Source organism: Halopseudomonas yangmingensis (assembly GCF_900114825.1).
In the GTDB taxonomy this organism is placed as follows: domain Bacteria; phylum Pseudomonadota; class Gammaproteobacteria; order Pseudomonadales; family Pseudomonadaceae; genus Halopseudomonas; species Halopseudomonas yangmingensis.
On the sequence record NZ_FOUI01000004.1, the window covers coordinates 84,615 to 110,199 of the forward strand.

Annotated in this window: 21 protein-coding genes, 1 tRNA gene and 1 pseudogene; 12 read left to right on the top strand and 11 right to left on the bottom strand. The window is 61.1% G+C overall.

Annotated elements, in window-relative coordinates; genetic code table 11:
• Positions 1-8 precede the first annotated feature (8 nt).
• The 4 genes from BMZ23_RS05670 to BMZ23_RS05685 all read right to left on the bottom strand — a co-directional run bounded on the left by BMZ23_RS05670 (position 9) and on the right by BMZ23_RS05685 (position 6,776).
• Entirely contained in the window at positions 9-1,574 is a 1,566-nt protein-coding gene (locus tag BMZ23_RS05670; RefSeq protein WP_093473866.1) for a class I adenylate-forming enzyme family protein, read from the bottom strand.
• A gap of 109 nt (positions 1,575-1,683) precedes the next feature.
• Positions 1,684-3,609, bottom strand: coding sequence for an ATP-binding protein (locus tag BMZ23_RS05675; RefSeq protein WP_093473869.1), 1,926 nt, complete (start codon positions 3,607-3,609; stop codon positions 1,684-1,686).
• The gene (locus tag BMZ23_RS05680; protein ID WP_093473872.1) at positions 3,609-4,520 is read right to left on the bottom strand and encodes a hypothetical protein; all 912 of its coding nucleotides are present in this window, start codon (positions 4,518-4,520) and stop codon (positions 3,609-3,611) included. The genes BMZ23_RS05675 and BMZ23_RS05680 overlap by 1 nt, the downstream gene beginning before the upstream one ends.
• Before the next feature lie 30 nt (positions 4,521-4,550).
• The gene (locus tag BMZ23_RS05685; RefSeq protein ID WP_093473875.1) at positions 4,551-6,776 is read right to left on the bottom strand and encodes a TonB-dependent receptor plug domain-containing protein; all 2,226 of its coding nucleotides are present in this window, start codon (positions 6,774-6,776) and stop codon (positions 4,551-4,553) included.
• A gap of 155 nt (positions 6,777-6,931) precedes the next feature.
• On the opposite strand from BMZ23_RS05685, the gene BMZ23_RS05690 reads away from it, so the two are divergent.
• The 6 genes from BMZ23_RS05690 (at position 6,932) to BMZ23_RS05715 (ending at position 12,350) form a co-directional block, all read left to right on the top strand.
• Positions 6,932-7,981, top strand: coding sequence for an NAD(P)H-dependent glycerol-3-phosphate dehydrogenase (locus tag BMZ23_RS05690; protein ID WP_093473878.1), 1,050 nt, complete (start codon positions 6,932-6,934; stop codon positions 7,979-7,981).
• Positions 7,978-8,289, top strand: a complete 312-nt coding sequence (locus BMZ23_RS05695) for a DUF4389 domain-containing protein (protein ID WP_177197228.1) — start codon at positions 7,978-7,980, stop codon at positions 8,287-8,289. Before BMZ23_RS05690 ends, BMZ23_RS05695 begins: the two co-directional genes overlap by 4 nt.
• Positions 8,289-8,747 carry a SixA phosphatase family protein gene (locus BMZ23_RS05700; protein ID WP_093473884.1) on the top strand — a complete coding sequence of 153 codons (459 nt, stop codon included), beginning with the start codon at positions 8,289-8,291 and terminating at the stop codon, positions 8,745-8,747. The genes BMZ23_RS05695 and BMZ23_RS05700 overlap by 1 nt, the downstream gene beginning before the upstream one ends.
• Positions 8,748-8,867: 120 nt before the next feature.
• Positions 8,868-10,547, top strand: a complete 1,680-nt coding sequence (locus BMZ23_RS05705; RefSeq protein ID WP_093473887.1) for an AMP-binding protein — start codon at positions 8,868-8,870, stop codon at positions 10,545-10,547.
• A 35-nt stretch (positions 10,548-10,582) separates the two neighbouring features.
• The gene (locus BMZ23_RS05710) at positions 10,583-11,446 is read left to right on the top strand and encodes an alpha/beta fold hydrolase (RefSeq protein WP_093473889.1); all 864 of its coding nucleotides are present in this window, start codon (positions 10,583-10,585) and stop codon (positions 11,444-11,446) included.
• Between the two features lie 79 nt (positions 11,447-11,525).
• Entirely contained in the window at positions 11,526-12,350 is an 825-nt protein-coding gene (locus tag BMZ23_RS05715; protein ID WP_177197229.1) for a DUF4892 domain-containing protein, read from the top strand.
• Between the two features lie 4 nt (positions 12,351-12,354).
• Here BMZ23_RS05715 and BMZ23_RS05720 read toward each other — a convergent pair whose 3' ends face one another.
• A complete protein-coding gene (locus tag BMZ23_RS05720; protein ID WP_177197230.1) occupies positions 12,355-14,811 on the bottom strand; it encodes a penicillin acylase family protein in 2,457 nt (818 codons plus the stop codon).
• Positions 14,812-14,920: 109 nt separating this feature from the next.
• Between BMZ23_RS05720 and BMZ23_RS05725 the strand changes: the two are divergent.
• From BMZ23_RS05725 to mnmH, 3 genes and pseudogenes are all read left to right on the top strand, one after another.
• Positions 14,921-15,918 (top strand): annotated as a pseudogene (locus tag BMZ23_RS05725) (patatin-like phospholipase family protein).
• A 59-nt stretch (positions 15,919-15,977) separates the two neighbouring features.
• Positions 15,978-17,015, top strand: coding sequence for a selenide, water dikinase SelD (gene selD, locus BMZ23_RS05730; protein ID WP_093473898.1), 1,038 nt, complete (start codon positions 15,978-15,980; stop codon positions 17,013-17,015).
• Complete coding sequence (gene mnmH, locus BMZ23_RS05735) at positions 17,015-18,121, top strand: tRNA 2-selenouridine(34) synthase MnmH (RefSeq protein ID WP_093473902.1); 1,107 nt, start codon at positions 17,015-17,017, stop codon at positions 18,119-18,121. The genes selD and mnmH overlap by 1 nt, the downstream gene beginning before the upstream one ends.
• 44 nt (positions 18,122-18,165) lie before the next feature.
• On the opposite strand, the gene BMZ23_RS05740 is transcribed toward mnmH, so the two are convergent.
• Together BMZ23_RS05740 and moaB are read right to left on the bottom strand one after the other, a co-directional pair.
• A complete protein-coding gene (locus tag BMZ23_RS05740; protein WP_093473905.1) occupies positions 18,166-19,374 on the bottom strand; it encodes a molybdopterin molybdotransferase MoeA in 1,209 nt (402 codons plus the stop codon).
• On the bottom strand, positions 19,371-19,910 hold the full coding sequence (moaB, locus tag BMZ23_RS05745; RefSeq protein WP_093473908.1) for a molybdenum cofactor biosynthesis protein B: 540 nt from the start codon (positions 19,908-19,910) through the stop codon (positions 19,371-19,373). Before moaB ends, BMZ23_RS05740 begins: the two co-directional genes overlap by 4 nt.
• A gap of 71 nt (positions 19,911-19,981) precedes the next feature.
• On the opposite strand from moaB, the gene mobA reads away from it, so the two are divergent.
• The 3 genes from mobA to BMZ23_RS05760 all read left to right on the top strand — a co-directional run bounded on the left by mobA (position 19,982) and on the right by BMZ23_RS05760 (position 22,327).
• Positions 19,982-20,560, top strand: coding sequence for a molybdenum cofactor guanylyltransferase MobA (mobA, locus tag BMZ23_RS05750; RefSeq protein ID WP_093473911.1), 579 nt, complete (start codon positions 19,982-19,984; stop codon positions 20,558-20,560).
• A gap of 112 nt (positions 20,561-20,672) precedes the next feature.
• A tRNA-Pro gene (locus BMZ23_RS05755) sits at positions 20,673-20,749 on the top strand.
• Between the two features lie 144 nt (positions 20,750-20,893).
• Positions 20,894-22,327 carry a sodium-dependent transporter gene (locus tag BMZ23_RS05760; protein WP_093473914.1) on the top strand — a complete coding sequence of 478 codons (1,434 nt, stop codon included), beginning with the start codon at positions 20,894-20,896 and terminating at the stop codon, positions 22,325-22,327.
• 27 nt (positions 22,328-22,354) lie between these two features.
• Here BMZ23_RS05760 and glpK read toward each other — a convergent pair whose 3' ends face one another.
• Genes glpK through BMZ23_RS05780 form a run of 4 tightly spaced genes read right to left on the bottom strand, consistent with a single transcriptional unit; the run spans position 22,355 to position 25,463 of the window.
• On the bottom strand, positions 22,355-23,851 hold the full coding sequence (gene glpK / locus BMZ23_RS05765) for a glycerol kinase GlpK (RefSeq protein WP_093473917.1): 1,497 nt from the start codon (positions 23,849-23,851) through the stop codon (positions 22,355-22,357).
• A 6-nt stretch (positions 23,852-23,857) separates the two neighbouring features.
• Positions 23,858-24,595: a glycerophosphodiester phosphodiesterase gene (locus tag BMZ23_RS05770; protein WP_093473919.1), complete on the bottom strand. Its 738-nt coding sequence runs from the start codon at positions 24,593-24,595 to the stop codon at positions 23,858-23,860.
• Complete coding sequence (locus BMZ23_RS05775) at positions 24,595-24,894, bottom strand: hypothetical protein (protein ID WP_093473922.1); 300 nt, start codon at positions 24,892-24,894, stop codon at positions 24,595-24,597. Before BMZ23_RS05775 ends, BMZ23_RS05770 begins: the two co-directional genes overlap by 1 nt.
• The gene (locus tag BMZ23_RS05780) at positions 24,891-25,463 is read right to left on the bottom strand and encodes a PilZ domain-containing protein (protein WP_093473925.1); all 573 of its coding nucleotides are present in this window, start codon (positions 25,461-25,463) and stop codon (positions 24,891-24,893) included. Before BMZ23_RS05780 ends, BMZ23_RS05775 begins: the two co-directional genes overlap by 4 nt.
• Positions 25,464-25,585: the final 122 nt, after the last annotated feature.

Consider the following 25,585-nt stretch of genomic DNA (forward strand, 5'->3'; position numbering starts at 1 on the left):
TGACGGGATCAGTCAAGTTCTCCGTGTTCTGCCTGAAAGGCATCGCGCAGCTCGCGTTTCAGCACCTTGCCGATGGCGCTGCGTGGCAGTTCGTCGGTAAACAGCAGGCGGGCCAGGCGCTGGGTCTTGCCGACCCGCTGATTGAACCAGCTGAGGATGCTCTCAGTGCTTTCGCTACTGCCTGCACGCAACACAGCATAGGCCACCGGTGTTTCGCCCCAGCTGCGCGAGCGCACGCCGATCACGGTGACATCCTCCAGTGCCGGGTGCTGGCGCAGTTCGGCCTCCAGGTCACTGGGATAGATATTGAAACCGCCACTGATGATCATGTCCTTGCGTCTGTCCATCAGGGTCAGGAATCCCTCATCGTCAAAACGCCCAACGTCACCGGTGCGAATGAAACGCTTGCCTTCAGCGTCGAACCATTCGGCCTCGGCGGTCTTTTCCGGCTTGTTCAGATAGCCGGTCATCATCGCCGGGGAATGTCCGACCACTTCGCCAATTTCACCGTGCGGCAGTTCCTGACCATCCTCGTCGATCACCCGCATGTCGTGACCTTCCAGCGGTTTGCCGACCGTATGCAGCTTGTTCGGGAACAGATGCGCTGCGAGCATGCAGGAGCCACCGCCCTCGGTCATGCCGTAAAACTCCACCAGCCCGCCCGGCCAGCGCGCCAGAATGTCGGCCTTCAGCGCCGCATGGAAGGGCGCGCTGGTGCAGAACTTGACCCTGAAATTGCCAAGGTCGAAATTGGCGAAGTCTTCGCGGTCCATGATTCGCTGGTATTGCACGGGCACCAGCATGGTGTGGGTGGCGCGGTGCTGTGCGGCCAGCTGCAGATAGCGTGTTGCATCGAATTTGGCCATCAGTACCACAGTGCCGCCGAGGGCCAGTGTTGGCAGAAAGGATACCAGGGTGGTGTTGGAGTACAGGGGCGTGGAGATTAGCGTGGTGCTGTCTTCGTCATAGCCGAATTGCACACTGCGCTGGATGTGTGACCAGCGCATGGCATGCGATTGCACAATGCCCTTGGGTTCGCCGGTAGTGCCCGAGGAGTAGATGATATTGAACACCCACTGCGGGTCAATTTCTACAGGCTGGAGCGGTGTGTCGCCGAGCCAGTTGCTGAAGCCGGGCGCAGCATGGTCATCCAGTGCGACCAGCGGGCACTGCAGTTGATCGGCAATCTGTTCGATCGAGGGCTTTACCGATTGGTCAACAAACAGCAGGCGTGCGGCCGAGTCGCGCAGCATGCCGAGCAGGCTGGCCGGTGTCGATGAGGGGGCCAGCGGGGCTACGGCAATACCAGCGCGCAGGGCACCCAGGAACAGGGTGGCATAGTTGATCGAGTTCAAGGCGCAGATGGCGATGCTGTCACCCGGTTGCAGGCCGGCCTGCTGCAAGGTGGCAGCGACCTGGTCCATGCGTTGATCCAGTTCTTTGTAGTCAAGGATCTGCTTTTCCTGAATCAGCGCAGGTTTGCTGCCCTTGTGTCGGGCATGCAGGGCAATCATTTGGGGCAGGCTGATAAAAGCAGTATCCAGATTGATTGTTGGCAGTTCGGATACGGGCATTCTGGTTGTCTCGTGAGTGTGCGTTGTATGGGCCTGAGAGCAGTGTCGCGCGGCTGTCTGTTAGTGTCAGCCTGAAAGGGGACAAAGTGATTGGCGGAATGCGCCGGAATCAGTCAGGTTTATTTTCCTCGCGTTGCATCAGCGGCAGCAGGGCCTTCTGCAGGGCCTGTCGACTGACCGGCTTGCTCAGGTAGCCGTGCATGCCGGCTCGCTCGCAGTCTTCACGATCGCGACTCAGGGCGCCGGCACTGAGTGCTACGCACGCGGGTGGTGGCAACCCCCGTTCAGCATAGAGTTTTTGACAGCGCTTCCATGTCTGCAGGCCGCTGAGTCCGGGCAGTTGCAGATCCATCAGGATAAGCGACCATTGATGAGGTTCACGCTCGAGCATTTGCAGGGCCTCTTCGCCGGTTTCTGCACTGCTGCAGTCGATATGCAGGCTGCCCAGCAAGCCTTCAACGACCATCCGGTTGACGTTGTTATCCTCAACGACCAGCAACTTGCCCTCGATGTCCGGAAACTTTCCCGCGGACAGGCCATTGCGCTCGGGTGTAGTTGTGGCAGACAACGGAAGGGGCATGCTCAGGGTAAAGCTTGAGCCTTGGCCAATCCGGCTGCTGGCCTGCAGTTCACCGCCCATCTGGCGGGCAAAGGTGCGGGCTATGGACAGGCCAAGGCCGGTGCCGCCGTAGCGTCTGGATGTGCTGCTGTCAGCCTGCTGGAAGGGATCGAACATGCTGTCCAGACGGTCACTGTCGATGCCAATGCCGGTATCACTGACGCGGCATTCCAGCCACAGGCGCTGTTTGTCCTCGAGGGACCATTGGGCCTCAAGGCGGATGCGGCCTTGTTCTGTGAATTTCAATGCGTTACCGAGCAGGTTGACCAGTATTTGCCTGATCCGCGTGGGGTCGCCGATAACCTGGGGGTGCGGAGGTTCGCCGCACAACTGGACCTCCAGCAGCAGTCCTTTTTGTCGGGCAGCATGCTCGAAAGACAGCGGGATGCTGTGCAGGCAGTCGTAAAGATCGAAGGGGATGCGCTCCAGTTCGACCACGCCGCGCTCGATACGGGAGAAGTCCAGAATGTCGTTGATGACTTTCAGCAGGTGTTGGGTGGACTGCCCTGCGACATTCACATATTCGTCCTGTTCGTCAGACAGTTCGGTGGTTTCCAGCAGTTGCAGCATGCCCATGACGCCATTCATCGGTGTGCGCAGTTCGTGGCTCATCATGGCGAGGAAATCCGATTTGGCCTGATTGGCCGTCTCTGCCTGTTCGCGGGCTGAGGTGAGTTCGCTGATCATTTGCTGGTTTTGTTGCCGGGATGTTTGCAGGCTGTCGGCCAGGGTATTGATGTTGGTCATCAGTTGTCCCATGTCGTCACTTTCGCTGACAGCCAGACGGGTTTCCAGCCGCCCGTCGCGCAGTGCCTGGACGGCCTTGCTCATGCGGCCAAGCGGTTGCGAAATGGAGCGAGTCATTGCGAATGCCAGAGCCGCCGCGCCCAGCAGTACCAGTACCGACAGCAACAGGGTGGTCAGCATTATCTGGTGCTGACGCTGCTGGAACAGGGCAGGACTGAGACCAACCCGTACCTGCCCCAGATAGCGTTGCTGTTCCTGTGCGTTGCTGGCGGGGCTGTCGAGCAGAAAAAGGGCGCGGTCCAGCACAATGCTTTCACGCATGATGTCAGCCATGAACAACTGTATCTGTCCACTATCCGGCACCTCGCTCTCCTGCCGGATAAGCCTGAGACCAAAGCGGTCGAGGACTTCGATGCTATGCACATGGGGTGAACGCATTGCACCTGTCAGCAGGGCTTCCAGCGTGGCGCGGTTGCCGGTAATCACGCCGTATTCGGCTGCAGGGGCCAACTGGTCAGCGATCAGTTGGCCGGTTTCCTGAAGTTCTCGCTGCACATCATCTATGCGTGCATGGGTAAACCAGGCGACCAGCAGCAGGCCAAGCAGCAAGGCGGGCGCCAGTGCTGTCAGCAACAAGCGGGTCGGCAGACTATTGATCTTGAGCTGCATCAGGGCATCTCCGCTTGGACAAGTCGTTGTTGCAAATCGTCATCCGCTGGCAAGTCCAGCCCCAGGGAGCGGGCTACCTGGCGGTTGCTGATCACGGAAAAGCGTCTGGGGAAATGCAGGGTGCGCGGCTGCCATTCCTGCGCAAGTAACGCACTCACATCCGCGGCTACGGCCTCAGGGTCGCTGTATGTGCTGGCCAGACTGCCGGCAGCAATGTAGGGAGCACTGGGGCCTATGAGTACACGGTTGTGGTTGTAGCTGGTCAGCAGGATGGTCTTGATCAATTCCGGCGCATAGACGGCTGAGTCTTCAATGCCTATCAGGGCGTCGGTGCGCGGTAGCAGGTCAGCCAGTTGGCGGGCCAGTTGCGCGGGATGATCCAGTCGCCGGGTAACCAGTTGCAGTTGCTGGCGTTCGGCAGCTGCCTGCCAGAGTGGTAATTGCCAGTCCTGTGATGGGCTGTACAGCAGGCCCAGACTGCGCAGGCGGGGTACGCCTATTGCGGCCAGTTGCAGCTGGCGGTCCGGTAAGGGGCTGATGGTCATCAGCTGCAACCAGTCCGGGCGCTGATCGGCATCGGTCAGTGCCAGTGTATGCAGGCTGTCGAGATTGAGATAGATGGCCAGTGTAGGGGTGGACGGTGCCTGTTGCATGCGCCATTTCAGCGCAGCCTGCCCCAGCGTAATGACCAGATCCGCCTCGGCCAACGCTGTCGTATCCGGCGGTTGTTGCAGGTACTGGACGGTTATCGCGCGTCCCTGGCGGCCCAGGGCGTCGGCAAATTGCTCGGAGAGAGTGGAGGGTGCTGGTGACAGCAACAAGGTGCCAGCCGTCAGCCAGCCTGCCGGTACCCACAGCAGCAGTATCAGTAGTGCTCGCATCATGCGGTGTCCATGGCGCTTAAAGGACATCCATGTCACTCCTTGTCCTGTTTGTCTGGATCAAAAGTCCAGCTCTGCACTCAGATAGTATTGGCGGGGGCTGTCGTAGAGGTTTTCCCGCCAGGTCATGCCTTGCTTGTCGAGCCGTTGTTGCCAGTTCAATGCCAGTGTCAGTTGGCTGGCGGGGGTGACCTGCATGCGCTTTTCGATACGGGCATCTACCCGTTCAAAGCGGCGCTCATTGAGCTTGTCGGCACCATGATAGATCAGGCTGGTATGCCAGTTGGCCGGCCACTGGCGCAACCAGGCAGCAGATCCCGAGTGTTTGGGCGTCAGTCGCTGGTCCATGCTAGCTGTGGCATCAAAGCGGATCCGTGCGTGGGTCAGGCGCAGCCGGTCGTTACGGGTCACGCGCCAGTCAATCTGGCTCTCAAAGCCGCGGAAGTTGGCCTCGGACTCGTTGTCAGGCAGGAAGTCTTCAATTTTCAGTGGCTGGCTGTTCAGGTCGCGCAGCTGTTCGCGGAAATAGCGTATGTCAATGCTCAAGCCCTGCTCGGCAAAATGCCCGTTGTAACCCAGCTCACGGGAACGCATCTGTTCCTGGCCCAGATTGCCGGGGCCTGTGGCGGTTATATAGTACTGTTGCGGTCCGCTGACCGGGCCACTGAGGTTCTTCACCGGATAGGACCAGGTGGCGTTGTTTTCAAACATGTCGGGTGAGCGCACTGCCTCGGAATAGACCAGTCGCAGGCTGTGCTGGGGGGCCAGGAACAGGTGGCTGGCCAGGCGCGGCGAGAAGGAGTCGCCAATCCGTCTGTCATCCTCATACATGCCGCCGGCCTGCAGCAGCAGACGCTGGTGCGGGCGGTACTCGATGTTGCTGAACAACTGGTAGATCCGGTTGTTGAGAACGCCACCAAAATAGGTTTGGGAGTTGACCCGGTCTTCACGCACACTGGCGCCATTGACCATGCGCAGTTGCTCACTGATTCGCAGGGTGTCCTGGACTTCAAGGTGGTAGCGGCTTTCACGCAGGTTCTGGTTGATGTCCCAGCAGGCCATTTCGCTGTCGAGCAGGGCCAGGCGTTGTTGCTCGACCTGCAATGCCAGCTCCCCATGTTCGGGCAGGTAGGTGCCTCTCATGCTGCCTTCCATGTATTCAGGTAAAGTCAACCCGTTCCAGATGCGTGGAGTGCGCAGCCAGCGGGAAACCCTGCGCGCCCCCAGTGAGGTCATGCCCGCCAGCTGTTGCAGTTCCGGCGAGAAGACCAGCGGGCTGTCGCAGACCCGCCAGTCCCTCAGTCGCTCCATATGCTGGGCATAGGCCAGTACCTGCAGGTTGTGATCTGAACTCAGGTCGTTGTTCCAGCGCAACTGGACCGCATAGTCGCGGTTTCGGTAGTCGGATTTTGGTGCGTACTGGGTGATGTTGCTGTCATAACCGCCCAGCGCTGGAGTTACTGGCTGCAGGAAGGGCTCGTAGTCGTAGTAGCTTTGCCGGGTCATTTCGCTGGCGGCGACTTGCCAGTCGATACTTTGGCTGGCGTTCAACTGAATAGCACTGCGCAGGTTGAAGCGGCTGCCACGACGACCATCTCGGTAATCCTGGTCGGGTTCAAATTGACGAAAGCCAAGAATGCCGCCGAAGGTGTCAAAACCATCATCCTCGATGCCAGAGAGGCTCAGGCGTGTCTGGCTGTTGGCGGTGCTGAATGACTGGCTGGCATACCAGTCGTTGACACCGCGCTTGCCCTTTACCACTTTCAGGCGGGTGCCAATGTCCTCGCGCGGGTGGCGGGTGACAATATTGACCACGCCAAGAAATGCGTTGGCGCCATAGGCGGCGGTATTCGGGCCACGAAATACCTCGATGTGATCAATGTCCTCGATAGCCAGCGGAATCTCTGCCCAGTCCACCGTGGCCAGTCCCGGACGGTATACCGAACGGCCGTCAATCAGCACTTGCAGGCGTCTGGCCTCGGTAATGCTGGTGCCGTGGTAATTGACATTGAACTGGTTGCCGCGTCGCTGGCCGACCATCATGCCGGGCACCAGACGGAGGATTTCGGGAATGTCGCGCGCGCCTGAGGCACGGATCAGTTCCCGGTCGATCAGCGTCATGCTGCCGGGAACTTCCGCGGCGGACTGTCGCAAGCGGCTGGCTGTGAGGATATCGGGTAGCTGAGGTTGGTCAATCAGCAGGTTGTCGAGCGCCAGACCGTCCAATGGAACGGCGCTGAGCAACCATGCTCCCAGAAATACAGGCAGGTTCTTGTGGATTGGCATGATGGCGGACGGCCTTGGTTGTAATGGCTTCATATTACCCGCAGTCCATGGTTTTTCCAGTCGCTTTTCACTGTTATTCTCGCGCCGGCCTATACTCGGGCAAGGCTGCGGCAGCGCCGCCCGGGTCATGAACTGGATGTTTGCGAGGAGTTTGCATGAGTGACAAGCCAACGGTGGCAGTGCTGGGTGGTGGTAGTTTCGGGACCACGCTGGGCGGCCTGATGGCAGCCAACGGCATTGATGTGACCCTGTGGATGCGTGATGCCGGGCTGGCTGCGACTATTCGTGAGACGCGGCAGAACAGCCGTTATCTGCCGGACATTCAGCTGGATCCACGCCTGCAGGTAGAAACTGACCTGCAGCAGGTGCTTGCAAGCGCCAGTCTGGTTTTTCTGGCTATCCCCAGCGGCGCCTTTCGCAGTGTGCTGCGCGAAGCGGCTCCGCTGTTGGCCGGTAAGGGCATCGTCAGCACCACCAAGGGTATCGAGCAGCCGGGTTTTCTGATGATGAGCGAGATTGTCGCCGAGGAAGTGCCGACGGCACGTGTTGCTGTATTGTCAGGTCCCAATCTGGCGCGCGAGATGGCTGCCGGAGCGCTGACCGCTACGGTGGTCGCCAGTGCAGACGATCAACTGTGCCGTGAGGTGCAGCAGGTACTGGGCAGCCGTACCTTGCGTGTGTATGCCAGTCAGGATCATTACGGGGTTGAGCTGGGCGGCGCACTGAAAAACGTCTATGCGATTATTTCGGGGATGGCGGCGGCCATGGGCATGGGGGAAAACACCCGCAGCATGCTGATTACCCGTGCGCTGGCCGAAATGACCCGGTTTGCTGTTCATATGGGTGCCAATCCGCTGACTTTCCTTGGTCTTGCCGGGGTGGGTGATCTGATCGTCACCTGTATGTCACCCCTGTCACGTAACTATCAGGTAGGGCATGCCCTGGGTCAGGGCTTGTCTCTGGAAGAGAGCGTTGCTCGTCTGGGGCAGGTGGCCGAGGGCGTCAATACACTCAAGGTGTTGCGCCAGAAAGCCGAGGAGGAGGGTGTGTACATGCCTCTGGTCAATGGTCTGCACGCCATACTTTTCGAGCAGTTGCCGCTGGACAGGGTGGTCGGAGCCCTGATGGGTGGCGAACAGAAGCATGATGTCGAGTTTGCGGCATTGTGGTTTGCCGGTGAATGGAACCGAGGAGAAGACAAATGAATCCGCTGCGCAGTCTGGGGTCGGCTGATTTCTGGATACGTCTGGGTTGGATGTTGCTGTTTGTGCTGGCCTGGCAGGTGGCCGAGGTGTTGTTGCTGCTGACCGTTCTGGCGCAATTGTTCTGGCGCGTGCTCTATGCCGAAGATCATCCCTGTCTGGCGCGCTGGGGACAGGCGCTCGGGCACTACGTCCGACAGATTGCAGCCTTTCTGACCAGCGCAGAAGCCGTCAAGCCCTGGCCTTTTGTCGAATGGCCGGGGTCATGCGGACAGCGTTCTGTTCGCCTGCCGCGCCCGCCGGCCAACTGATGCGTTTGTGGGTAATGCGCCATGGCGCCGCCGAGTTGCGTGCCGAGCGGGATGCTGACAGGCGACTGAGTGCTGCAGGGCGTGAGGAAGTTCGCGTCATGGCTGGCAGGTTCGCTGAAATGCTCCCGCAGCGGCTGTTGTGCAGTCCTTATCTGCGCACCCGACAGACAGTCCAGGTGTTGCAGGAGGCTCTGCCGGGGTTGCCACCGGCCCAGCAGGTTGACTGGTTGACGCCGGACACTGATCCCGATGCCGTGCTGCTTCAGCTGTGTGCACTCGAGGCGCAGGATACGTTGCTGGTCAGCCATCAGCCGCTCTCAGGTCTTCTGATCAGTCTGTTGATCGAGGGTAACCGCCGCGGTCGCTATCCGATGCCTACAGCGGCCCTGGCCAGTCTTGACTGCGAGTTGCCGGCGAGCGGTGCGGCGCGCTTGCTGGGGCTTGACTGGCCGGAATGAGAGGCGGCGCGCATCCTTGATATTGCCCACTTGTTGGCTGGCCTTGTGCGTGGGATAGTCAAGACCCTGAAGGGTGGTTTTGTGGAATATCATCCAAACAACAATAAAACGAGGAAGCCCATGACCGATCGTCATGTGCCTGCACCCGAATCGGTGCTTGAGTCCTTTTATCTGCACGAGCAGCAGCAGCCGGAACAGGTCTTGCTGGTGCAACCTCTTGAGGATGACCAGGTTGTCGAGTACAGCTGGCGCCAGGTCGGTGATCAGGTGCGGCGAATGGCCGCCTGGCTGCGCGGTATGCAGCTGCCTGCGGGCAGCCATGTAGGAATTCTCTCGGTCAACTGTGCCCACTGGATCATGGCTGATCTGGCGGTGTGGATGGCCGGTCATGTGTCAGTACCGCTGTTTCAGGGCCAAACCGCGGAGTCTCTCGGTGATGTAATCGAACACGCCGATTTGCGCCTGCTTTTTCTGGGGCCAACCCGGAACTGGGCGTCAGTACGTGACGGAATCCCCTCGCAACTCTCACTGATCGGCCTTCCCGGAGCGCCTGAAGAACCGTCCCTGCTGGGTTGGGATACGGTAATGGCCAGCTGCGAGCCGCTGAAAGAGAGTCCTCGACCGGATCCGGAAAGCCTTGCGAGTATTTTGTATACCTCGGGCACAACCGGCACACCCAAGGGCGTGATGCTGAGTTTTTCGGCGATGGCCTTTTCTGCACTGAATGCCATTCGCCTGCTGGGCGTTGACCAGCATGACCGGGCTTTTTGCCATATGCCGCTGGCTCACGTTGCCGAACGACAGTCCACCGAGATATGCATGTTGATGGCGGGCGGCTCCTTGTATTTCTGCCGGGGACGCACGTTTTTCAGACGAGATATTCGGCGCGCGAAGCCTACAGTGCTTATGACTGTGCCGCATGTGCTGGAGCGCATGCGTCAGGGTGTCGAGGAGCAAGTGCCACAGCACCTGCTTGGATTGTTGCTGCGCATGCCCTGGTACGGTGCCCTGTTGGCCCGTCGCATCCGCCGCGAGTTGGGTTTTGACAGTCTGCGCTATCTGGTGTGTGGTGGTGGCGTGGTACCGGAGCGTCTGCTCGACTGGTATCGCCGAATCGGCATATTGACCAGCGAGGTCTATGGCATGACCGAGAACTGCGGTTATTCGCATCTGGGACGGCCGCGCAAGCCGCGCAAGGGGCGAATCGGCTTGCCCAATCCGGGCGTGGAATGCCGTCTGGACTCCGAAGGCCAGTTACTGGTCCGTAGCAAGGCCAACATGCTCGGTTATTACAAGGATGACAGTACAACGGCCGAGGCGTTGGATGCCGAAGGTTTTCTGCATACCGGTGATCTGGCTGACATCGATAATGAGGGCTTTCTGCGCCTTGCCGGTCGATTGAGCGAGCGTTTCAAGACCAGCAAGGGACACTTTGTGCTGCCGGCGGATATTGAAGTGCGTCTGCGCGAACATCCACAGGTTGCGCAGGCCTGTGTGCTGGGTGAGGGGTTGCCGCAGCCGCTGGCATTACTGCAGCTGGCCAGAGAGTCAGAAGGTGACAGAAGCGCCAAGCTTGAATCGAGCCTGCGCGAGCTGCTGGCGACAGTCAATGCGCAGTTGGGGCGGCACCAGCGTCTGGCATGTCTGATCGTGATTGTTGATGACTGGCAGGCCCTCCCCGGATTTATTACCCCCACGCGCAAGCTGCGTCGACACCGTGTCGAGGCAACCTATCGTGACATGCTGCCGCTGTGGGCGGTCAGCGGACGGGAAGTGGTCTGGCAGCAACCGTCAGAGTAGTTGAATCAGTTGTATTGCTGAAGAGAGAGAGAGGCATGCAGACAAGCTGTCATGAGGTTCGTTTCACCTTGCCGTCGATTGAAGTGGCAGGCAAGGCCTGGGGGGACCCGCAGGGTCTGCCGTTGATCGCCCTGCACGGCTGGCTGGACAATGCAGGCAGTTTTGACCGGATTGCGCCCTTGCTGGAGAACGTGCATCTGGTGGCGCTGGACCTGCCCGGACACGGGTTGTCCGGGCACCTTCCTGCTGGAGGCTACAGTCTTTGGCAGCAGGCAGCGACGGTATTGCAGGTGGCGGAGGAGTTGGGTTGGCAGCGCTTTGCTCTGCTTGGGCATTCAATGGGGGCCATCATCACCGGCATTATTGCTGGCAGTGTTCCGGAGCGTATTACGGCCGCGGCGATGATTGACGGCCTGCTGCCCTTTACCTCGGAAGCCGAGGATGCGCCGCGCAATATGGCCCGCTTCTTCGAGGCCAGCCTGGCCGCAGGCGAGAAGCGCAAACCGGTTTACGACAGTGTCGAGAAAGCGGTCAGTGCACGGGTATTGGGAGGGACCACACCGATCAGTCGGGATGCCGCCTCATTACTGGTCGAACGGGGACTGATGCCGGCACATGGCGGCTGGACCTGGCGAACCGATCCGCAGCTGATGCTGCCGTCGCCCTTGCGTTTCACCAACAGTCATGCGGCTGCCTTCATTGAGGCAATCCGTTCGCCAGCCTGCCTGATTCTGGCCAATCAAGGGGTAATGCACCGACATCCCCACGTGCTGGAGCAGATAGTGCGGTTCGAGCATATCCAGCAGCACCGTCTGGAAGGAGGTCATCACCTTCACCTGGAACAGGCTGCACCTGAGGTGGCAACGATTCTTGACAGTTTTTATCGGGCTTTGGCTTGACCTGTGATCAAACGCTGGGCACCGTGCAGTTAATCCAATCGGCGGTGATTGCATGACCGCCAGCGAGCAAGGAGTCTGGATGCACCTTCGCAATCTCAGTGCTTTGACCCGTAGCACGGTGGTCGGCGTGTTTGTTCTGCTGCCGTTTGTCGCGTCGGCAGAGCCTGTTCTGCAAGCCTTTCCACGGGCAGAACTGGTACAGCAGGTGGCGGCTGACAACGCTGATCATGGCGTGGTCATCGGCAGCATCCGCCGGATCAACAATCAGTTGCGTGCCGAGCGTGAGGTTCGCGCAGCGGGTGACCTGCTGCGGCGTACCTGGCAAATTCCTGATGGTCATACTGCCGACGAGGCCTTTCGCCAGGCCAAGGGACAATTGCTCGAACGGCCTCATCGTGTGCTGTTTTTCTGTGAGGGTCGTGAATGCGGCAGCAGCAGCCTGTGGGCCAATCAGGTGCTGAACTTCTCGCGGCTGTACGGCCCTGAGGACAATCAGGCCTATCTGGCGTTGCGTCTGGATGAACAGCCCCAGCGATTTGTTGCGATTTACTCGATTACCCGCGGCAACCGTCGTGTCTATCTGCACGCTGATGAATTTGTTCCAGAGATACCGGTGGAGGAGGATATTCTGCCAACGCCGGCGACCCTGTTGAAGTTGTTGCAGGCCGATGGTGTGCTAGAGTTGCCTGAGGTGGTGCTGGAGAATGCTGTCGAGCAGGCGGCGCAGCCCTGGGTGGATGTTCTGGTACGCATGTTGCGCAGCGATGTGCGTGTGCGCGTACGGATTGACGGTGCAGGTGCGCCTGCCCTGATCAATGCGTTACAGGCAGGAGGCATCCATGCACAACGGCTGGATATCGGCCAGCCGGATCCGGCGTCAGGTATTCGCATTACGCGGCTGTGAGTATTCAGCGGCGCTTGCGCGGCTTCACTTGCAGTCGATCGGGCAGCGCCTCGATTGACTGCCAGTCAAACAGCTGTGTGCGATAGCGTCCCTCGTTGAACAGGGCTGCCTGATCGCTGAAGTGATTGTCTTTCGGGTTGCCGGATTGTCCCAGCGGGTTGATCCCCAGTGTACCGTTCAGGTCTGCCAGATCGATCAGCCGGCGGGTCGAAGGGCCCAGTTTGATGGCGTAGTGCGGTCCGCCCAGCCCGTGATACATGTTATTGATGCTTTCCCGACCACCGTTTACCGCCACTGGTTCGGTACTGAAGCTGCCGGTAAAGGGTATTTTTCCGGTAAGCGGATGCTCATGGCGCAAGCTGGCGACATGTCGCCATTGCCAGTCCTGCGGGTCAATACCGAATTGATCAACCAGGGATTCGATAGTGCGAATCCAGGCCTGCTCAATGGCTGCCTGGCGTCCGTCCAGCATGGGTTGTCGGCGGTTGTCCCACCAGGGCGAGGCAGGCTTCCAGAACAGTCTGTTGAGGCTCTTTTCAGCCATCATGGTGTCGCGGAAAAATTCGTACTGTCGCCCCAGTTCGTCGGCAAACAGCGCTTCCATCAGATAGTCCTGCCAGCGCTGGAACAGGGTGGCGCCGATACTCTCAGCGCTGAAGCGCCCGTCCCACAGCTGCAAATGTCTTGCCGCCTGCATGGCAGGCGCGCGCAGGTCGCTGCGCAGCAGTTCATCGCGCAGTATCGGCAAAGCCTCGGCAACCATCGCCAGCGCTTGCGGACGCTGGTTATCCAATTGGAAGCTCTTGATGTCGGACAGTTCCAGTTGCTCGCGCCCCTCAAGCAATTCGGCAAGACGCTCGGCACGCTCGCTCGGGGCATAGTAGCCCTCCAGCAGGCGGCGGTTGCCGCTGCCAGGGTAGGGGTGGTTGGCACTGTAAATAATCCCCGAGCGCGGATTGATAATGCGCGGGTTGGCAGAAAACGGCTGATAACCGGTGAAATCATCGCGGCCACTGCCGCCATTGAGCAGACGGAAGCGGTTGCGACTGCTCTGGGGTTTGAGCTTGCCCATGGCCCACATCGCAATGTTGCCCTGGGTGTCGGCATAAACCAGATTCAGGCCCGGGGCGCCATGCAATGCAGCAGCCTGCTCGACTTCCTGCAGGCCGCTGGCCTTGCCGAGTGCATACAGCGTGCCCAGGATATCATTCTCGGCTGCGGTGAAGCCCCAATGCAGGCTGACCGGTTGGCGTTCGACACCGGTCTGCAGATTGCCCGGCAAGTCGTTGATTATCGGGCCGTGTCGTGAATGGCGTACACGTACCAGTCGATCTTCCTGGCCGCGCACACGAATGACTTCCTCGTGTATCCGCAGGTTTTGCCAGCGGTCTACGGCCCATACCTGCTCGGGATTTTCCGGGTTGCTGCGTTCGCGGTAGAAATCCGTATCATCATTCATCAGCATGGTCAGTCCCCAGGCATGCTGTCGGGTATGGCCCAGCAGCGGGAACGGCAATCCGGGAACGAAGTGTCCATAAACCTCATGCTCCGGCGTGCGTATATGTGCTTCGTGCCAGACAGCCGGTACCGAGAAACCTATATGCGGGTCGTTGGCCAGTAGCGGCGCACCGCTGGCGCTGCGCTCGGCCGAGATCACCCAGGCATTGCTGCCCATGAATTGCCCAACTGGCAGGTTTTTCTGGATATCGGCCAGTTGTTGCAGCAGCGGTGTCAGCAGACTGGCCTGCTGTTCGCTCGACAGCTCAGGATCATTGCCTGTTGCAGGCTGCAGGCGTGGGGGCAGTTCGTCGGGCCAGCCGGGCACCAGGTCGCGCAGATGGCGTTCGCCCAGCGTGCCATGCACATGATCCAGCAGAGCATCTGTCTTGAAGCCTTCGGCAAAGCTGTAAGCCATGTAGCCGATGATGCCGATGATGTCTTCCGGGGTGAAGGCTTGCGGACGTCGCATCAGCAGGCGGTATTCAAGGGGGCGTTTGCCACTGTCGATGTACTGGTTGATACCGTCCTGATAGGCCAGTAACGACTTGACTTGCGGCTGGTCCTGGCGGGTCTTCAGTTGCTCGGCATACTGGCGCGCGTGGCGGGCTATGCCCAGTGTGCGAAAAAACCTGTCCGTGGCAAAGGCTTCCTGACCCAGCAGTTCGGCGAGCCGTCCGTTGCCGACGCGGCGTAGCATGTCCATCTGGAACAGGCGGTCCTGGGCATGCAGATAACCCAGCGTGCGCGTTGCATCCAGATCGTTGGCTGCATCAATGTGCGGTACGCCCCAGGCATCGTAATAGACATTAACCGGTTGCTTCAGCCCGGTCAGGCTCAGGCTGCCACTGCGTTGTGCTGCGGCGCTTTGCAGTGACCATTGCCAGTAGCCGACCACACTCAAGGAAATGGTCAGCAGCAATAATACGAGTTTGCGTGGCAGGCGGCGGAGCAGTCGGATCACGGGGCACCCTGTTATTGTCAAATGGCGCGACGGCAGACTGGTCTGAGCTGCCGGCTGCGCTATGATGCGATCAGCCAGCAGGGGCGTCAATTATAGTCGAGGTCAGAGCATGGGGCAGACGGTAGCGCTGGTGCTGGGCAGTGGCGGTGCGCGGGGCTATGCGCATATCGGGGTGATCGAAGAAGTGGTCCGGCGCGGCTATCGGATCGAATGCGTGGCCGGCTGCTCGATGGGTGCAGTGATAGGCGGGCTTTTCGCCGCCGGCAAGCTGGACGAATACCGGGACTGGGTGCGCGGACTGGATTATCTGGATGTGCTCAAACTGCTGGATTTCGGTTTCGGCAGTCTAGGGGCTATCCGTGGCGAACGGGTGTTCGGGCGCATCGGTGACATGCTGGGTGATGTGCAGATAGAGGACCTGCCGATCGCCTTTACGGCGGTGGCCACCGATCTGGTCAACCAGCAGGAAATCTGGTTCCAGCAGGGCAGCTTGCAGCAGGCGATGCGTGCCTCTGCGGCTATCCCCAGCCTGTTTGCCCCGGTGCATCAGGGCGACCGGGTGCTAGTGACGGTGGCTTGCTCAACCCCTTGCCGATAGTGCCTGTGGTGTCGGCGCATTGCGATCTGATCATTGCGGTCAACCTGAACTCGTTACACACCAATGGCTACCGTTTGCCGGTTATCGAGCGGCCGGCGCCGATCCGCCAGCAGTGGGAACAATGGCTGGAGAGCTTCCGGCTGCGCAACTGGCTGGCCGGGCGGGAGAGCGATGTGGAGATTCGGCCCGAGGCGCTGGAACATTTTCCTGACGCGTTGCCGGCGGCGCCGTTAGACAAGGCCAAGACCAAAGGCGTGGTACGGGAGTCCCGTGAGGATGATGCGAATGCCGGTCCTGGTAGCCTGCTTGAACTGGTCAATATGTCCTTCGAGGCCATGCAGGCGTCACTGACCCAGTACAAGATTGCCGGCTATCCGCCGGATCTGGTGATCGACATACCCAAGCGGCTGTGCCGGTTTTTTGAGTTTTACCGGGCACCGGAACTGATCGAGTTGGGCCGGCAGGTGGCCAGTGATCGGCTGGATCGCTTTGAGCGCGACGGGCATTGATGCCGCCGTTGGCTCAGCGCTGCTAGAATGGCGGTTTTTTCAGCACAGGAGCCTGCCGCGTGAGCGAGCCGATTCGACTGACCGAGTACAGCCACGGTGCCGGCTGTGGTTGCAAGATAGCGCCGCGGGTGCTGGACGAGATTCTTTCAGTAGGCGCACCGGGGCCAACCTTCGAGCGTCTTTGGGTGGGCAATGCCAGCCGTGATGATGCCGCCGTCTTCGGTCTGGATGAGCAGACCGGTATTGTCAGTACCACCGATTTCTTTATGCCGATTGTTGACGATCCCTTTGATTTTGGGCGGATTGCCGCGACCAATGCGATCAGCGATATCTACGCCATGGGCGGTACACCGCTGATGGCCATCGCCATCCTCGGCTGGCCGGTCAACCTGCTGCCGGCGGCGCTAGCCGGCGAGGTGATTGCCGGTGCCCGCAGCGTCTGCAGTCTGGCAGGCATGCCGCTGGCCGGTGGTCATTCGATCGATGCACCCGAACCTATCTTCGGGCTGGCGGTGACCGGGCAGGTACAGCGCCAGCACCTCAAACGCAATGATACCGCTCGCCCCGGTGCCCGCCTGTACCTGACCAAGCCACTGGGTATCGGCATTCTCACCACCGCCGAGAAACAAAAGAAGCTGCGCCCTGAGGATGCCGGGGTGGCGCGTGATCTGATGTGCCAGCTGAACAGTGCCGGTGCGTGCTTCGCCCGGTTGCCGGGGGTGCAGGCGATGACCGATGTGACCGGCTTTGGCCTGCTCGGGCATCTGGTGGAGATGGCCGAGGGCTCGGGCGTGCTGGCGCGCATCAATGAGTCGGCGGTGCCGCGTATCGCCAGTGTCGAGCATTACCTGGCGCAGGGTTGTGTGCCGGGTGGCAGTGGCCGCAACTTTGCCAGCTATGGCGACAAGGTGGCTGCCATGCCTGAACACTGGCGCAACCTGCTGTGCGACCCGCAAACCAGCGGCGGTTTGCTGGTGGCGGTGGCAGCGGAGGCCGAGGCGGAGTTCCATACGCTGTCCGCCGAACTGGGACTGCAGCTGGCGGCGATAGGCGAATGTCTGGAGCCGGTGCCCGGTCACTGGGTCGAGGTGCTCTGATGCGTGACAATAGCGCGGACTACCGTCGGCTGTTTCTGCAGGCTTTGCCGCTGATGGACGTGCGCGCACCCATCGAGTTTGCCAAGGGCGCCTTCCCCGGCGCGCTCAATTACCCGCTGATGAATGACGGTGAACGGCAGAAGGTTGGCACCTGCTACAAGGAGCAGGGCCAGCAGGCAGCCATCGAACTCGGTCATCGACTGGTCTGCGGCAAGCTGAAGGCGGCGCGTATTGAAGCCTGGAAGGCCTTTGCCGAGGCCAACCCGGACGGTTACCTGTATTGTTTTCGTGGTGGGCTGCGTTCGCAGATAGTGCAGCAGTGGCTGCAGGACGCCGGGGTGCAGTATCCGCGGGTGATCGGTGGCTACAAGGCAATGCGGCGTTTCCTTATCGATACCCTCGATCAGGCCGTGGCCGACTGTCCGCTGACCCTGGTGGCGGGTCTGACCGGTACCGGCAAGACCGAGGTGATCAGCGCCCTCGATAACAGTCTGGACCTGGAAGGGCACGCCCACCATCGCGGCTCCAGCTTTGGCCGGCACGCCACCCCGCAACCCGGGCAGATTGACTTCGAGAACCGTTTGGCGATTGAAGCCTTGCGGCGGATGGAGGCCGGTTGCCGGCAACTGGTGCTGGAGGATGAGGGGCGCATCGTCGGCAGTTGTTCCGTGCCGATCGAACTGTTCCGTGTTATGCAGCAGGCACCGCTGGTGTGGCTGGAGGATAGCTTCGAGAATCGCGTGGCGCGCATCCTTGGCGACTATGTGGTGGATATGCAGGCGGAGTTTGCTGTGCTCTACCCGCAGAACCCCGAAGCCAGCTTTGCGGCGCTCTCCGAGCATCTGCTGGGCAGTCTGCTGCGCATCCGCAAGCGCCTGGGTGGCGAGCGCCACCAGCAGCTTGAGCAACTGATGCGTGAGGCGCTCATAGAGCAGCAGCGCAGCGGTGAGGTGGACGGGCATAGGTACTGGATTGCCGCCCTGCTGGAGCAGTATTACGACCCGATGTATGCCTACCAGCGTTCCGGCAAGGAACAGCGGGTGGTGTTCAGTGGCGATCAGGCGGCAGTGGTCGAGTTTTTGCGCGAGCGCGCTGCCGCTGACTGAGGCGCAGCAGGCGGTCGACCCAGGGGGCGACCGCCATGGCGGTTTCAGTCAAGCAGTCCGTTGAATGGCAAGAATTCCAGCAGTTGCCCCGGTTCAACGGTCTGGCCTGCCGGAATCAGCAGCAGGCCGCTGGCGGCGCTGGCGCTGCTGAGCACCCCGGAACTCTGGTTGCCGGCCAGCACCAGCCGACCCTGTTCCAGCCGGGCCCGCAGGTATTCATCGCGGTTGCCGGCACGCTCCCAGGCAAAGCCGGACGCTACCGGCAGGCTCAGTGGCGCGCAGTCCTGAACGCCCTGGCGGCGCAACAACCAGGGCCGGACCAGCAGCAGGAAGGTCACCAGTACCGCAGCCGGATTGCCCGGCAGGCCGATCACCGGCGTCTCGCCAACCCGTGCCAAGGTGAAGGGTTTTCCCGGTTTGATCGCCAGTTTCCACAGCGTCAGCTGGCCCTGTTCACGCAGGATCTGGCCGAGGAAGTCGGCTTCGCCGACCGACACGCCGCCGGAGCTGATGATCAGGTCGGCATTTGCTGCCAGTCGCAGCAGCTCATGGCGGGTCTGCTCGGGCTCGTCGGGCAGGATGCCGGCATCGCTGATCTCGACATCCAGGCCCTGCAGCAGGCCCTGCAGGGTATAGCGGTTGCTGTTGTAGATCTGTCCGGCAGCCAGGGGCAGGCCGGGCTCCACCAGTTCGTCGCCGGTGGAAACCACGGCTACCCGCAAGCGGCGCACGCAGTTGACTTCGGTAACCCCGGCCGAAGCAATCACGCCCAGGTCCTGGGCACGCAAACGCGCACCGCCAGCAAACAGTTGGTCGCCCAAGCGAATGTCTTGACCCTGTGGCCGCACATTGGCGCCAGCCTTCAGTGGTTTGGCCAGTTTTGCCAGGCCGCACTCGAGTAGCTCGACATTTTCCTGCATCTCGACGGTGTCGGCGCCAGCGGGAATCGGTGCGCCGGTAAATATCCGCGCACAGGTGCCGGGCTGCAGCGGCTGGGGGGCCATGCCAGCGGTGATCCGCTGGCTGACCGGCAGGCCATGTTGCAGGGCCTGTGGCAGGTCGCTGCTGTTCAGGGCATAGCCATCCATGGCGCTGTTGTCCCAGGGGGGCACGTCATGCGCGGAAATCACCGGATTCGCCAGTACCCGGCCGAGGGCTTCGGCCAGCGTAACGCGTTCGCTGGTCAGCGCGGGTTGTTCGGCGGCGTGTTGCAGCACCTGCTGCAGGGCCTGTTCTACCGGTAGCAGGCTCATGAGCGGGTACCGCAGACAGGGGCGTTGACGGTGACATGCTGGACAAAGTTGCAAGGGCCGGTACGGCTGTCCAGTTGCTCGGCCAGGATGTATTCCCAAGCGGTGCGGCAGGCACCGGTGGAGCCGGGCATGCAGACGATCAGCGTACGGTTGGCCAGGCCGGCGAGGGCGCGTGATTGCAGCGCCGAGGTGCCGATATCCTGCACCGACAGCTGGCGGAACAGTTCGCCAAAGCCGTCCACCTGTTTGTCGAACAGCGGCGTCAGGGCCTCCGGCGTGCTGTCGCGGCCGGTAAAGCCGGTGCCACCGGTGACCAGCACCACCTGTACCTGTGGGTCGGCAATCCAGCCGGAGACGCTGGCACGCAGGCGGTAGATGTCGTCGGCTTGCAGCTGGCGGTCAATCAGCCGGTGGCCGGCATTGCCCAGTGCCTCAATCAGGTACTGCCCGGAGCTGTCAGTGTCCAGGGTACGGCTGTCGCTCACGGTGAGCACGGCGATGTTCAGCGGGATGAATTCGCTGCTGTTGTGGGCCATGGCAAGGCTCCTTTGGTGAAAACGTCAGGCGGTGTTATAACACAGGCCCCCCGTTTCGCCGGAGACCAGCCATGTCGAATACCTCTTTTGCGCCAGTCAGCGGACTATTGCTGGCCGGCGGTCAGGGCAGCCGTCTGGGTGGGCGTGACAAGGGATTGATGCAGTGGCGCGGCGAGGTGGTCAGTGCGCGGCTGGCAAGTTTGCTGCGTCCCCGGGTCGGCCAGTTGCTGATCAGCTGCAATCGTAATCAGGCAATCTATGCCCAATGGGCGGATCAGCTGGTCGGCGACCCGCTGCCGGACTACCCGGGTCCTCTGGCGGGGATGCTTGCCGGCCTGCGTGCCTGCCGTGGCAGTCATCTGCTGGTGTTGCCCTGCGATTTGCCGGCGCTTGACGGAGCGCTGCTGGATGCGCTGCTGGCGTGTTCTGCCGCGCATCCGGAGCAGCCCTGCCTGGTGCGCGCCGGCGAGCAATGGCAACCCTTGCTCTGTGTATTGCCGCGCAATTGCCTGGACAGTCTGGAGGCCTGCTGGGCGGCGGATGGGCGCAGCCCGCTGCGCTGGCTGCTCGGCCAGACGCACGGAGTTGTGCAGCTGGCGGCGGATGATCCGCGCCTGCATAATGCCAACCAGCCACAGGACTGGGACTGAACAGCATGCCCTTGTGGGGCGTTGATCGGCGCAGGTATCTGTCATTACTGCAATTTTTTTTCAGGCGGGCCTTGTGCTGGCAGGCATTTTCGGTAAAATGCCGGCTCACAAACGGAGCGTAGCGCAGCCTGGTAGCGCGTCTCGTTCGGGACGAGAAGGTCGCTGGTTCGATTCCAGTCGCTCCGACCAACATAAAACCCCGACTCGCAAGAGTCGGGGTTTTTTTTTGGTCCTGAATCCCGTCGGCCATGGCTTGCGGGGGGGTACAACAGGGATGTGCTACCCTTCAGCACGCATATTTTCCACACAATCTGACTCTGGACCCTGTTGCCAATGAGTGCAAAGAACATCTGGACCCACAAGGGCACCTTCCTGCTGGCTGCAGTCGGTTCCGCCGTCGGTCTGGGCAACCTCTGGCGGTTTCCCTACCTGACTGGCGAGAACGGCGGCGGCGCCTTCATCCTTATCTATGCCTTGACCATTGCCATGGTCGGTATTCCGATCCTGATTGCTGAAACCCTGCTGGGTCGTGCCAGCCGGCGCAGTCCTATCATGGGCATGAAGTATCTGACCGAGAGCCATGGGACCAGTGCGGCCTGGCAAACGATCGGCTGGATGGGCGCCGCTGCAGCCTTTATCATCCTGAGCTTTTATTCGGTGATTGCCGGCTGGGCGATTCACTACACCTGGCTGCTGTTTTCCGGTGAGCTGGCCGGCGCCGACAGCGAGACCATAGGGGCGGCCTTTGGCACCTTGCTCGGCTCCCCGGAGCTGCTGCTGACCTACCATACGCTGTTCATCCTGGCTTCCGGGCTGATTGTCGGCATGGGCATTCACAAGGGGATTGAAGGCAGTTTGCGCTTTATGATGCCGGCACTGTTCCTGATTCTGCTGATCGTGCTCGGCTATGCGGTAATTGTCGGTGATGCCGGGGCTGCCATGCGCTTCCTGTTTACCTTCAATCTGGAGGACCTCAGCCTGGAGGGCTGGCTGCAGGCGATGGGCCAGTCGTTCTTCACTCTGAGTCTGGGCATGGGGGCGATCATGGCCTACGGTGCCTACATGTCCAGCGAGGCGTCGCTGACCCGCACGGCAATTTCCATTGCGCTGGTGGATACGCTGATTGCACTGATGGCCGGTGTGGCGATCTTTGCCCTGGTGTTTGGTGCGGGCATGGAGGCCGGTCAGGGACCGGGCCTGATGTTCGTCACCTTGCCGATTGCCTTTGCCGACCTGCCGGGCGGCTCCATCCTTGGTGGTATCTTCTTCATTCTGGTGATTGGCGCAGCCCTGACCTCGGCGATCTCACTGGTCGAGCCGGTAGCGGCCTGGCTGGTCGAGCGCTTTGGCATGTCCCGGCCGCTGGCCGTGACCGTGATGGTGCTCGGTTGCTGGGCCCTGGGCCTGCTGACGGTGTTCAGCTTCAATGTCTGGGAGAAGGATTCCTGGTCCCACGCACTGTTCGGCCGCTCGCCCTTTGATGTGCTGGAGTTCCTGACCAATATCATGATGCCGGTTGGTGGTTTGCTGATCGCGCTGTTTGCCGGTTGGGCACTGACCCGCGAGGAAGTGCTGCGTGAAATGAACACCAACGACCGCTGGTTTGCTGTGTGGCAGTTCCTGGTGCGCTTTATCGCGCCGATGGCGGTGGCCTTCGTGTTCCTGCGCACCATTCCGCAGATTGAGGGGTACTGGGTGCCGGCGATTGGCTCGGTACTGATCATCGGTGCCTTCACCGCCGGCCGAACCTTTATGGTTCGCCGCTGAGCGCTGTCCCGTCACACGACCCGGCCGTCAGGCCGGGTCGTGCTGGCTTCTGACCCGTTGTACCGCCTCGCGCCAGCCCTGATACAGGGATTCGCGGCGTTCTGCATCCATCTGCGGACTGAAGCTGTGCTGGCAGCGCCAGTGCGCGGCAATCTGCTCCAGACTGTCAAACAGACCGCATTGCAGCCCCGCCAGATAGGCCACGCCAAGTGCGGTGGTCTCGGTGATCTGAGGCCGTTCCACCGGCACCCCGAGAATGTTCGCCAGCGACTGCACCACCCAGTTGTTCACTACCATGCCGCCATCCACCCGCAGTGCCGCCGTGGCATGGGCGCCGTCGGCGGTCATGGCTTCCAGCAGGTCACGGGTCTGAAAGCACACTGACTGCAAGCCGGCGCTGACGATCTCGGCAATTCCGGTATCGCGGGTCAGGCCAAAGATAGCCCCGCGTGCCTGCGGGTCCCAGTAGGGCGCACCCAGACCGGTGAAGGCCGGTACCAGATAGACCCCGGAGTGTTCGTCGGCCTGTTGCGCCAGGGCTTCGGTCTCGCCGGCATGCTGGATCAGCTTGAGGCCATCACGCAGCCACTGCACGGCGGCGCCGGCGACGAAGATGCTGCCTTCCAGGGCATAGGTCACCTGACCGTCAAGGCGATAGGCCACGGTGGTCAGCAGCCGGTTGCTGGAGGTCACCGGCTGGCTGCCGGTGTTCATCACCATAAAGCAGCCGGTACCGTAGGTGCTCTTGACCATGCCGGGGCTGAAGCAGGCCTGGCCAACCAGCGCCGCCTGCTGGTCGCCGGCCATGGCGCAGATCGGAATGGCACTGCCGAACAGCTCGGGATCGGTTTCGCCGAAGTGGGCGGCGCAGTCCATCACCTCGGGCAGCAGGCTGGCTGGTATGTCCAGCAACTGCAGCAGGTCCGGGTCCCATTGCTGGCTGTGGATATTGAATAGCAAGGTGCGCGAGGCGTTGCTGGCATCGGTGCGGTGCACCTTGCCACCGCTCAAACGCCATAACAGGAAACAGTCGACAGTGCCGAAACGCAGTTCGCCGCGCTCGGCGCGCTGGCGGGCGTCGGGCACGTTGTCGAGCAGCCAGCGCAGCTTGGTGCCGGAGAAGTAGGGATCAATTAGCAGGCCGGTACGCTCGCTGATCAGCGGCTCATGGCCGGCGCGGCGCAATTGTTCGCAGAAATCCGCAGTGCGCCGGTCCTGCCAGACGATCGCCCGGTGCAGCAGTTCGCCGGTGCAGGCATCCCACAGCAGGGTGGTTTCGCGCTGGTTGGTAATGCCGATGCCGGCAATTTGTCCGGGACTGATACCACTGTCACGGATTGCCTGGCGACAAACCGAGAGGGTGCTTTGCCATATTTGCTCGCCATCGTGTTCAACCCAGCCGTCATGCGGAAAATACTGGGTAAATTCCTGCTGGCTGGTGGCCAGCGGATGCCCCAGCCGGTCAAACAGAATGGCGCGACTGCTGGTCGTGCCCTGGTCAATCGCCAGCAGGCATTCAGTCATCTGGTGTCAACTCCCGGCATCCGGAAACAGTTGCATGGCCAGTGTTGGACGGTCGGTGATCAGGCTGTCGACGCCCAGGGTGGCCAGGTGTTGCATCAGTTCCGGCTCGTTCACCGTCCATACCGACACATGCAGTCCGGTTTGCCGGGCACGCGCCAGCAGCGCCGGGCTACATAGCGTCCAGTTCAGCACCAGCATGCGGCAGCCGTAGCGCAGGGCACTCTTGACCGGATCCAGCAGCCCGTATTCCTCGACCAGTCCGGTCGGCAGCGGGTAATTGCTGGTATGCGCCTGGCGCAGCAGGGTGCGGCTGGAGGAGGTAACTGTTACCCGCTCTTGCAGTCCGAACTGCTCAACCAGCTGCAGGATGGCCGACAGCACCCGACGTGCCTGTTCAGTCGAACCGCTTTTCACTTCCAGCTGGTAATGGCGGATTTCCGGACAGGCGGCAAATAGCTGATCAAGGCTGGGAATCGGGCAGGGTTCGACCCAGTCGGGCAGGGCATGCCGTGCATCCAGCCGGCGCAGGTAGTCTGCGCTGTGCTGGGCGACCTTGCCATGCAGGCCGGTGGTACGTTTCAGGGTTGGATCGTGAATCACCATCAGCTGTTGGTCGGCGGACAGGTGCAGGTCCAGTTCCACCCGGGTTACCCCGGCATCAATCGCCCGGCGAAAGCTGGCCAGGGTGTTTTCCGGGGCTTCGGCGCGGGCGCCACGATGGCCGTATATCTGCAGTGCCGGCATCAGGGATTCCTGCGCTGGTGGTGGCGCACCGCGTGTACCACATGCCGGTATTCAAAGTAGACGCTGAAGTCGGCATAGTCCCAACGGCTGATCGGCGGCTGGCCTACCGGCGCGTGGCGCTGGCGTGGCTCGCCGTACTCGCGCAGGACGGTTTCCGGGCTGCTGCCGCGCTCCGGCAAAGGCAAGCTCTGGCTGACGCCTTGCTGGCCCAGAGGTATTTGCAGGGTATCGGCAGTTGGCGCCGCCGAGAAGACAAGTAGCAGGCTGAGCAAGGCGCTTCGGGTCAGTGTGCTGATCATGATGGGGTCCCTTCCTGTTGTTTGCTGGCGCGAATTTCCTGCGCCTGTTTTTGCACTATATGGCGGGCCAGCAACTGGCGCTGGGCATCACCCAGGTCTTCAAAGTTGACGCCGACCAGCCAGTCGCCTTCGGATTCTTTTCGACAATATATGACGCGGCCTTTGAGGCGCAGGCCGAGCGGTGCAGGAAGCAGAATAAGGCTGAGGTTCAGCGGGGTGTCTGGTTCAATCGGTTGCAGGTGCCGGAATGACAGGCCTCCTTCGCTCAGCGTGATATCTTGCTGGGGGCCAAGATCACCGCTCAGTTCGGTGGCCAGCGTCCGCCCAAGAAGATCGATGCGCCGGTTAAGCCCTTTCAGATAGCTGGCCAGTGTCCGGTCGCGCTCGGCGATCTGGCGGAGCAGGTGCTGAGATTCGTAATCCAGCAGGTGTAACTCGCCCAACAGGTCGAACAGCGGTGACTCCAGGGTATTCAGTTGGTCGGCCTGTGGCTGGCCGGCGACAGCGAAGCGCAACGCAACGCGGTCTTCTATGCGGAAAAACTCGCGGCTTTCCTCGTCACTGCTCATGCTTGGCTCCCTGCTGAACGGTGAGCGTCCGGCCGGCAAAAAACCGTCCCGGGCCCCTTAACATTGTCGTGCTTCAGTGTAACATGTCGATCCGATATGCACTCCGGCTCCGGCCCTTCTCC